Below are 7,283 nucleotides of genomic sequence, written 5' to 3' on the forward strand. Positions count from 1 at the left end.
GTCCTTCCCCAGGACTATGTGAAGTTTGCCCGCGCCAAGGGATTGCGAGAGCGGCGGATCATTTCCGTGCACGTTCTCAAGAACCTGATGATCCCGGTGGTGACGATTATCGGTCTCGAGTTCGGCTCACTCATCGCCTTTTCGGTCGTCACCGAAAGCATCTTTGCGTGGCCGGGCATGGGCAAGCTCATCATCGACTCGATCAACCTTCTCGATCGCCCCGTCATCGTCGCCTACCTGATGATGATGGTGCTGCTCTTCGTCGTCCTCAACTTCATCATCGACATCTGTTATACCCTTCTGGATCCGCGGGTCCGGCTGGAAGGAAAGGCTTGACCCCATGGCCGAACCACACACGCAAGACACAAGCGCTCCAACGCCCGAACCCAGTCGTCTGTCGAAAGGGATCGCGGATTTCTTCAGCTCTCCGGCAGCTGCGATCGCCTTCCTCACGCTGGTGATCATCTGCTGCCTGGCGCTGTTTGCGCCATGGATCTCTCCGCAAAATCCCTATGATTTGATGCAGCTCGACATCATGGATGGACGACTGCCGCCGGGGTCCGAATCCATGACCGGGCTCGTCTATCACCTCGGTACCGACAGCCAGGGCCGCGATATCCTGTCCGGCATCCTCTATGGGCTGCGCACCTCTTTGCTGGTGGGTGTTCTGTCGGCTTTCGCCGCTGCCATCATCGGAACCTCAGCCGGCTTGTTCGCCGCTTACATGGGAGGGCGCACGGAAACCGCGATGATGCGGCTCGTCGACCTGCAGCTGTCGTTTCCCACAATATTGATGGCGCTCATGATGCTCGCCGTGCTCGGCAAGGGTGTGCCCAATGTCGTGATCGCACTGATCATCGCCGAGTGGGCGACCTATGCCCGCACGGTCCGCGGCACCGCTCTGGTCGAGCGCGAGAAGGAATATATCGAGGCGGCCCGGATGCTGCGCCTGCCCGGATGGCGCATCCTCTTCAGGCACCTGCTGCCGAACTGTCTTGCGCCGGTCATCGTCATCGCCACGATGCAGATCGCGAGGGCAATCGGCCTCGAAGCAACCTTGTCCTTCCTCGGTCTCGGTGCATCTGTGACCGAACCCTCGCTCGGCATGCTGATCTCGACGGGCTACCAGTATCTTCTGACAGGCCTCTACTGGATCAGCTTCTTTCCTGGCATTGCCCTTCTGGTCACGATCGCGGCGATCAATCTCGTCGGTGACCGGCTGCGCGATGTGCTCAACCCGAGGAACATGTCATGACCCCATTGCTGCAAGTGAGCAATCTTGTCACCGAATTCGGCGGCGGCAGGGGACGCCCCAGCCTTTGCGCCGTCAATGATGTGTCGTTCACGGTGGAGCGCGGCAAGGTCCTTGGTCTCGTGGGAGAATCCGGATCCGGAAAGTCGGTGACCGGCTTCTCGATCATGCGGCTCCTCGATAAACCCGGCCGGGTTGCCGGCGGCCGGATCATCTTCGACGGCGCCGACATCGCGAAATATTCGGACGAAGAGATGCGGCAGCTGCGCGGCAAGCGGATCGCCATGGTATTCCAGGATCCGACGATGACGCTCAACCCGGTCCTGACGGTCGGGACGCAGATGGTGGAAGCCGTTCAGGCACACGAGCGAGTCCCGAAGGATGCCGCCCGGCAGCGGGCGCGGGATGCTTTGGCGCTCGTCGGAATACCAAGCCCTGAAGAGAGGCTTGCCGCCTATCCGCATCAATTTTCCGGCGGAATGCGCCAGCGCGTGGCGATTGCCATCGCGCTTCTTCACAAGCCGGACCTTATCATCGCCGATGAACCGACAACGGCGCTTGATGTGACGATCCAGAGCCAGATCATTTCCGAATTCCAGAAACTCACCGAAGAGGGAAATACGGCGGTGATCTGGATCACCCACGATCTGGCGATCGTTTCAAGATTGGCCGACGAGATCGCCGTCATGTATGCCGGCCGCCTCGTCGAGACCGGACCGGTGGGCAAGGTTCTGACTGATCCTCACCATCCCTACACTGCCGGTCTGATCGCGTCGGTGCCTTCGCAAAACAGACGCGGAGAGCCCCTTCACCAGATCCGCGGCATGACACCGGCCATCAACCGCCTCCCACAGGGATGTAGTTTTCGTACGCGTTGTGATCGGGCAACCGACGGCTGCCTGGTCATGCCAGAGCTCATGCCGGAAGGCGATCGCTCCTTCCGCTGCATTCATCCCGTAACGAAAGAATTAGCATGATGACCGCGACCGCCGCGCCCCTGATCGAAGTGAGGAACGTGTCGCAGCGCTTCGGAGCCAAGCCCGATTTGGCCGCCAAGATCGCGCTCAAGCTCAAGCTGGCCAAACCCGCGCCTGTCGTTCACGCGCTTGACAACGTCAGCCTCAGCATTCGGCCCGGAGAGGTTGTCGGCCTTGTCGGTGAAAGCGGCTGCGGGAAGTCGACGCTCGGCCGCGCCATTGCAGGGATCACCTCGCCGAGCCAGGGTCACATTCTCTGGAAGGGGATGGATCGAAGCGCCATGTCGAAAGGCGAGCAGCATCAGTTTGGTCTCGCCAGCCAGATGATTTTCCAGAACCCGATGGCGGCTCTCAATCCGCGCATGACCGTCGAGGAGCTTATCTGGGAGGCGCCTCGAACGCATGGGCTTGCCCGCTCGGCGGAACGCGACGCCTATGTCGACAGATACTTAATGCTGGCCGGTTTCGACCCGGCCATGAAAAAGCGATACCCGCACCAGTTTTCCGGTGGCCAGCGGCAGCGCGTCAATATTGCGCGCGCGCTCGCCGTGCAGCCGAAATTCCTCGTCTGTGACGAAAGCGTTGCAGCGCTCGACGTTTCCATCCAGGCTCAGGTCATCAACCTGTTCATGGAACTTCGTGACAAGCTTGACCTGACCTATTTGTTCGTCAGTCATGATCTCGGCGTTGTGGAACATATTTCCGACCGCGTTGCGATCATGTATCTCGGCCGCATCGTCGAAGAGGCGCCCGTCGAGGAGGTTTTCAGGCGGCCCAATCATCCGTACACGAAAGCGCTCTTGGCCGAGGTGCCGCGCATCGAACCCGGCAAGCGACAGTTCAAACCCGTCGATGGCGAACTCCCCAGCCCGATAAACCCGCCGAAAGGCTGTCACTTTCATCCGAGATGCCCGTTCGCGATGGACCGCTGTCATATGGAAGTGCCGGTGAAAAAGGAAATTGCACCGGGGCATTTGTCGGCTTGCCATCTCAATGATGAATGATCTCAAACGACAGGATCCTGATTGCTTCAGGCCTAAAATCATCCTCCTCTAGTGTGCATGAGCGCCGCCCGGTCGGGAAACTTTTTTCAACCCGGCTCCCGCTGCAGCGGTGTCCGCCAGGGACGCATCGCCAAGCGAGATGACGCCGGTAAGGCGTTTGTCACGATTGACGACGGGAAGGCGGCGGACCTGGACCTGCCCCATATTGCGGGTCACGTCGTCGACATCTTCGTCTTCGAAACAATATTTGACATCGCGTGACATGACTTCGCGCACCTTTGCATCGCCCCCGAGTCCATCGGCAAGCCCACGCACGACGAGATCGCGATCCGTGATCGTTCCGACGAGCCGGTCGTTGTCGCCGACCGGCAGGAAGCCGATCTGCCTGTCGGCCATGCATCTCGCGATTTCGGCTATCGTCTGATTAGGGTTGGCGATTTCTACATCGCGAGACATGATCTCTGACACTTTCATGGTCTTTCCTCCTGCCTTTTACGGTTAGTGGACGTCGAATGTTCCGGTGAGAGTCGTTTCCGAAACGACGTGGTTGCGGCTCCTGCCACCCTCTCGATGGGGCACTGAGTGTCGCTATCCGGATCCGGCCAGAGCACCTGGACTTCTGCCGGCAGTCCGTGGCGCACTTTCCGCACCTCGCCCGGGCGTCGATGAAAGCTCGTCGTTCACCGCAGACTAGCTGCCGATCAGGTCCCTGCTCGGCCATCAGATCGTCGTGCCGCATATTTGTGGTTTGCCGCGTCTTATCGAAGACGGCGACACCCGGAGCGCTCATGGCTCCACCCCCATGATGATGGTTCGAATCTATGAAACCGGTCAGGGAGACGAAAGTTCCGGAAGCCATCGGTAAATGCTCCGGTCGCATCGTCAGGAATCCGACGTGCCCTCCTCCTCCACGAATATCCCCCAAGCGGCGATGAAGAGAGCGGCGATCAGTGGCCCGATCACGAAACCATTGATGCCTAGTAGAGAAATGCCGCCAATGGTGGAAATGAGGACAACATAGTCGGGAAGCTTGGTCTCTCTGCCGACCAGAGACGGCCGCAGCAGATTATCGACAAGACCGATGACGAGGGCGCCTACCGCAACCAGCACAATCGCCTTCACCCAAAAGCCGGCCAGAGCCAGGTAAATGGCCGTGGGGACCCAGATCAATGCGGCGCCGACCGCAGGCAGCAGCGACAGGAAACTCATCAGCACGCCCCACAGAAGGGCTGGCTCGACGCCAAGGGCCCAGAAGGCGATTCCGCCGATCGAACCCTGGATGATGGCGATGATAATATTGCCTCGCACGGTCGCGTGAACGACCGAAGTGAATTTGGAGGTGAAGCGAAGTGTATGGGCATCGCTGAGAGGCAGCGCTCTTCTGATGGCGCGGGCAAGGGCGCGCCCATCCCGGAACATGAAGAACAGGAGATAGAGCATCACGCCGAAGGTGACGAAGAACCGCACGGTGTTCTGACCGAGGCTCAAGGCGCGTCCGGCAAAAAAACCGCCGCCCTGCATCAATGCCGAGGAAACGCGGTCCTGAAACGTATCGACGCCGTTCAGCTCGATGCTCCGGAGCCAGTCGCGGAGGAACAAGGGCAATGCTTCCTGCAGATTATGAATAAAGCTCCGGACGTCGATCTCGCCGGTGTCCATACGTTGGTAGAGATGGTTGCCCTGCTGGACGAGTGAACTGAGGACGATCAGCCCGGGAATGATAACGACGCAGAGGCAGATCAACACAGACAGCGCTGCAGCAAGGTTTCCCCGCCCACCCAGCCGCGCCTCGATACGGGCGTGAAGCGGGAAGAAGATGATAGCGAGGACGACTGCCCAGAATATCGCCGAATAGAACGGTAGCACGACGGCGACGAACGCAATGGTCACGAGGACCAGAAGCACATAGAAACTGACACGCTGAAGGAGCATTCGATCTTTCCGCTTCGAGACCGCGATGATGGTAGCACAGATAAGGCGGCAGCGCTGAGCCGCCCGTCCATCCTACTCTAGCGGCTCAATGCCGTAGGCGCCGTCCCGACGGGAACTTCTTCTTCCGATTTAGTTATGCGCCTCATGTTAGTGAAGCCTGTCCAGCCGACGTTCGGAATAACAATTCACGTCGCAGATCAGGACGTTCACATCCTTGGCGGTGGCAACTCACATGGCATTCCAGTCCCTGCATGGCTGCGGCAGTCTTTGCGCAGGAAATTTTGCTTCCCTTCGACAACAGCGATATCCGGATCATTGCTCCCGACCGGCCCGGCTATGGACTGAGCACGCCGGCTGCACCGGCTGAGCGTGGACATGAGGGACAGTCCTTCTGGCTTGAACGCCTTCTCACGTCTCTTGACCTGTCGGAGGTGAGGATCGTTGCGCACTCGATCGGCAGCGCAGCGGCGTTACACCTTGCTGCAAGAAGACCAGAAGTGTCGGGCATTTGCCCCATCATGTGGTCCCAGGCCTTTCGCGAGAGATGCTTTGTGATCTTGTGGAGGCATTCGCACAAGAAAAGGAACTGCCGCGTGTGAAGAGCATCGGCTCGGAAAGAGTACATGCCGATCTTCAAAGGCGATGAATGCCCGGCCCCTTAACTCGAAGCGCCGCGGCATTCCAGAGTAACAATGGGGCAATACCAGACACAGGAGGCCCGTGAACCGATCTCCGCCTTTAGGGAGGATATGATTTTTCTGTTGTGGCAAATGAAAAATCTGATTTACTGACACTTCGCTGCTTGGCTTTAAGGGGGATATTGCCGATGCCGTGGACACGCAGAAATATTGTGCTTGGTGGATTGGCGTTACTTGGCGCCGGTGCGGTCCAGAAACCGGCATTCGCCGCCGCATCTTCCAATTTTGCCGGCACCGCCGTCGACAATGGCGTGACGTTCCAAAAGACCAACTTCGCCAAGATCGACAAGAAGTGGCACCGCCAGGTTGTCAAATATTTCAGCAGCGAGCCGATCGGCACCGTCGTCGTCGATACAAGGCACCATTTTCTCTACGTGATCATGGAGAACAAGACGGCCATCCGCTATGGCGTCGGCGTCGGCCGCGAGGGCTTCAAATGGTTTGGCCGCGCCACGATCGACGCTAAATCGCTTTGGCCGCGCTGGACGCCGCCGCCGGAGATGCGCAAGCGCCATCCTGAACTGCCCGAATTCGTGGCCGGAGGTTCACCGAAAAATCCACTTGGTCCCCGCGCCATGTATCTGCATCGCGACGGCGTCGACACCGGTTATCGCTTCCACGGCACGCTTGAGCCGTGGAGCATCGGCAAGGATGCCTCCAGCGGCTGTATCCGCATGTTCAACGAAGACGCCATCGATCTTTACCAGCGTTGCCCCATCGGCACCGCGGTGCAGGTTCTGCCGCACATTGCCGACCAGGCTGAAAGTGCCGCGCAGGTCAGCCAAATAACTCCGGTCGAATGAGGAATATCCGCTGATGTCTGCTCCGACCGGATRCATGAGGCAGCTTATGGCCGCGGCCATGCTCCTGGCGCTTACCGCCTGCACCACAACCAAGGTCGCGTCTCTGGAAGAACCCGCTGCGGCGCCGATGAGCGGCCAGACCAACGATCCGGCGCCCGGTTTCGAAACCGTCGCGGCTGGCAGTGAAGAGGATTTCATCCTCAATGTCGGCCGAAGGATCTACTTCAAGCAGGACTCCGCGACGCTCGATTCCGTCGCCATGGCAACATTGGACAACCAGGCCATCTGGCTGAACAAGAACCCGACTTGGCTGCTCAAGCTGCAGGGATTTGCCGACGATTCCGGTTCGGCATCCCAAATGGAGACGCTGTCGCAGAAGCGCGCCGATGCGGCGATGGCCTATCTCGTCTCGAAGGGCGTGGACGCCAGGCGCATGTGGGCCAAGGGCTACGGCAACGACCGCGAAGTGCGCGACTGCACGGAGCGCTCCTGCAAGGTGCAGAACCGGCGCGTCGTCACCAATCTCCGCTCTCAGCCCGACGCGGCCTGATTCAGCTCGAACCAACGCTTGGCGCAGACGCGCCAAGCGCGATCGGCCGGGCTCAGCTCGAATACGA

Annotated in this window: 9 protein-coding genes; 7 read left to right on the top strand and 2 right to left on the bottom strand. The window is 59.4% G+C overall.

All coding sequences use genetic code 11. The annotated features are described in order from the left end of the window. The 4 genes from AC1D1Z_RS31605 to AC1D1Z_RS31620 form a co-directional block, all read left to right on the top strand. Positions 1-336 (top strand): ABC transporter permease (locus tag AC1D1Z_RS31605; protein WP_477852787.1); only part of this gene is annotated, 336 nt, incomplete at its 5' end. 4 nt (positions 337-340) lie between these two features. Then, positions 341-1,255 carry an ABC transporter permease gene (locus AC1D1Z_RS31610; RefSeq protein ID WP_018245510.1) on the top strand — a complete coding sequence of 305 codons (915 nt, stop codon included), beginning with the start codon at positions 341-343 and terminating at the stop codon, positions 1,253-1,255. Further along, positions 1,252-2,229: an ABC transporter ATP-binding protein gene (locus AC1D1Z_RS31615; protein ID WP_018245509.1), complete on the top strand. Its 978-nt coding sequence runs from the start codon at positions 1,252-1,254 to the stop codon at positions 2,227-2,229. Before AC1D1Z_RS31610 ends, AC1D1Z_RS31615 begins: the two co-directional genes overlap by 4 nt. Then, entirely contained in the window at positions 2,229-3,233 is a 1,005-nt protein-coding gene (locus tag AC1D1Z_RS31620) for an ABC transporter ATP-binding protein (RefSeq protein WP_026188677.1), read from the top strand. Before AC1D1Z_RS31615 ends, AC1D1Z_RS31620 begins: the two co-directional genes overlap by 1 nt. A 48-nt stretch (positions 3,234-3,281) precedes the next feature. Here AC1D1Z_RS31620 and AC1D1Z_RS31625 read toward each other — a convergent pair whose 3' ends face one another. Beyond that, positions 3,282-3,707, bottom strand: a complete 426-nt coding sequence (locus AC1D1Z_RS31625; protein ID WP_017957358.1) for a CBS domain-containing protein — start codon at positions 3,705-3,707, stop codon at positions 3,282-3,284. Positions 3,708-4,115: 408 nt separating this feature from the next. Continuing rightward, positions 4,116-5,165, bottom strand: coding sequence for an AI-2E family transporter (locus AC1D1Z_RS31630; RefSeq protein ID WP_018245507.1), 1,050 nt, complete (start codon positions 5,163-5,165; stop codon positions 4,116-4,118). Positions 5,166-5,416: 251 nt separating this feature from the next. Between AC1D1Z_RS31630 and AC1D1Z_RS31635 the strand changes: the two genes are divergently transcribed. From AC1D1Z_RS31635 to AC1D1Z_RS31645, 3 genes are all read left to right on the top strand, one after another. Continuing rightward, positions 5,417-5,764: an alpha/beta fold hydrolase gene (locus AC1D1Z_RS31635; protein ID WP_245268273.1), complete on the top strand. Its 348-nt coding sequence runs from the start codon at positions 5,417-5,419 to the stop codon at positions 5,762-5,764. A gap of 227 nt (positions 5,765-5,991) precedes the next feature. Continuing rightward, complete coding sequence (locus AC1D1Z_RS31640) at positions 5,992-6,666, top strand: L,D-transpeptidase (protein ID WP_018444627.1); 675 nt, start codon at positions 5,992-5,994, stop codon at positions 6,664-6,666. Between the two features lie 13 nt (positions 6,667-6,679). Beyond that, positions 6,680-7,216, top strand: a complete 537-nt coding sequence (locus AC1D1Z_RS31645; RefSeq protein ID WP_477852790.1) for an OmpA family protein — start codon at positions 6,680-6,682, stop codon at positions 7,214-7,216. Positions 7,217-7,283: the final 67 nt, after the last annotated feature.

It is taken from the genome of Rhizobium sp. P1_E1 (assembly GCF_056406015.1).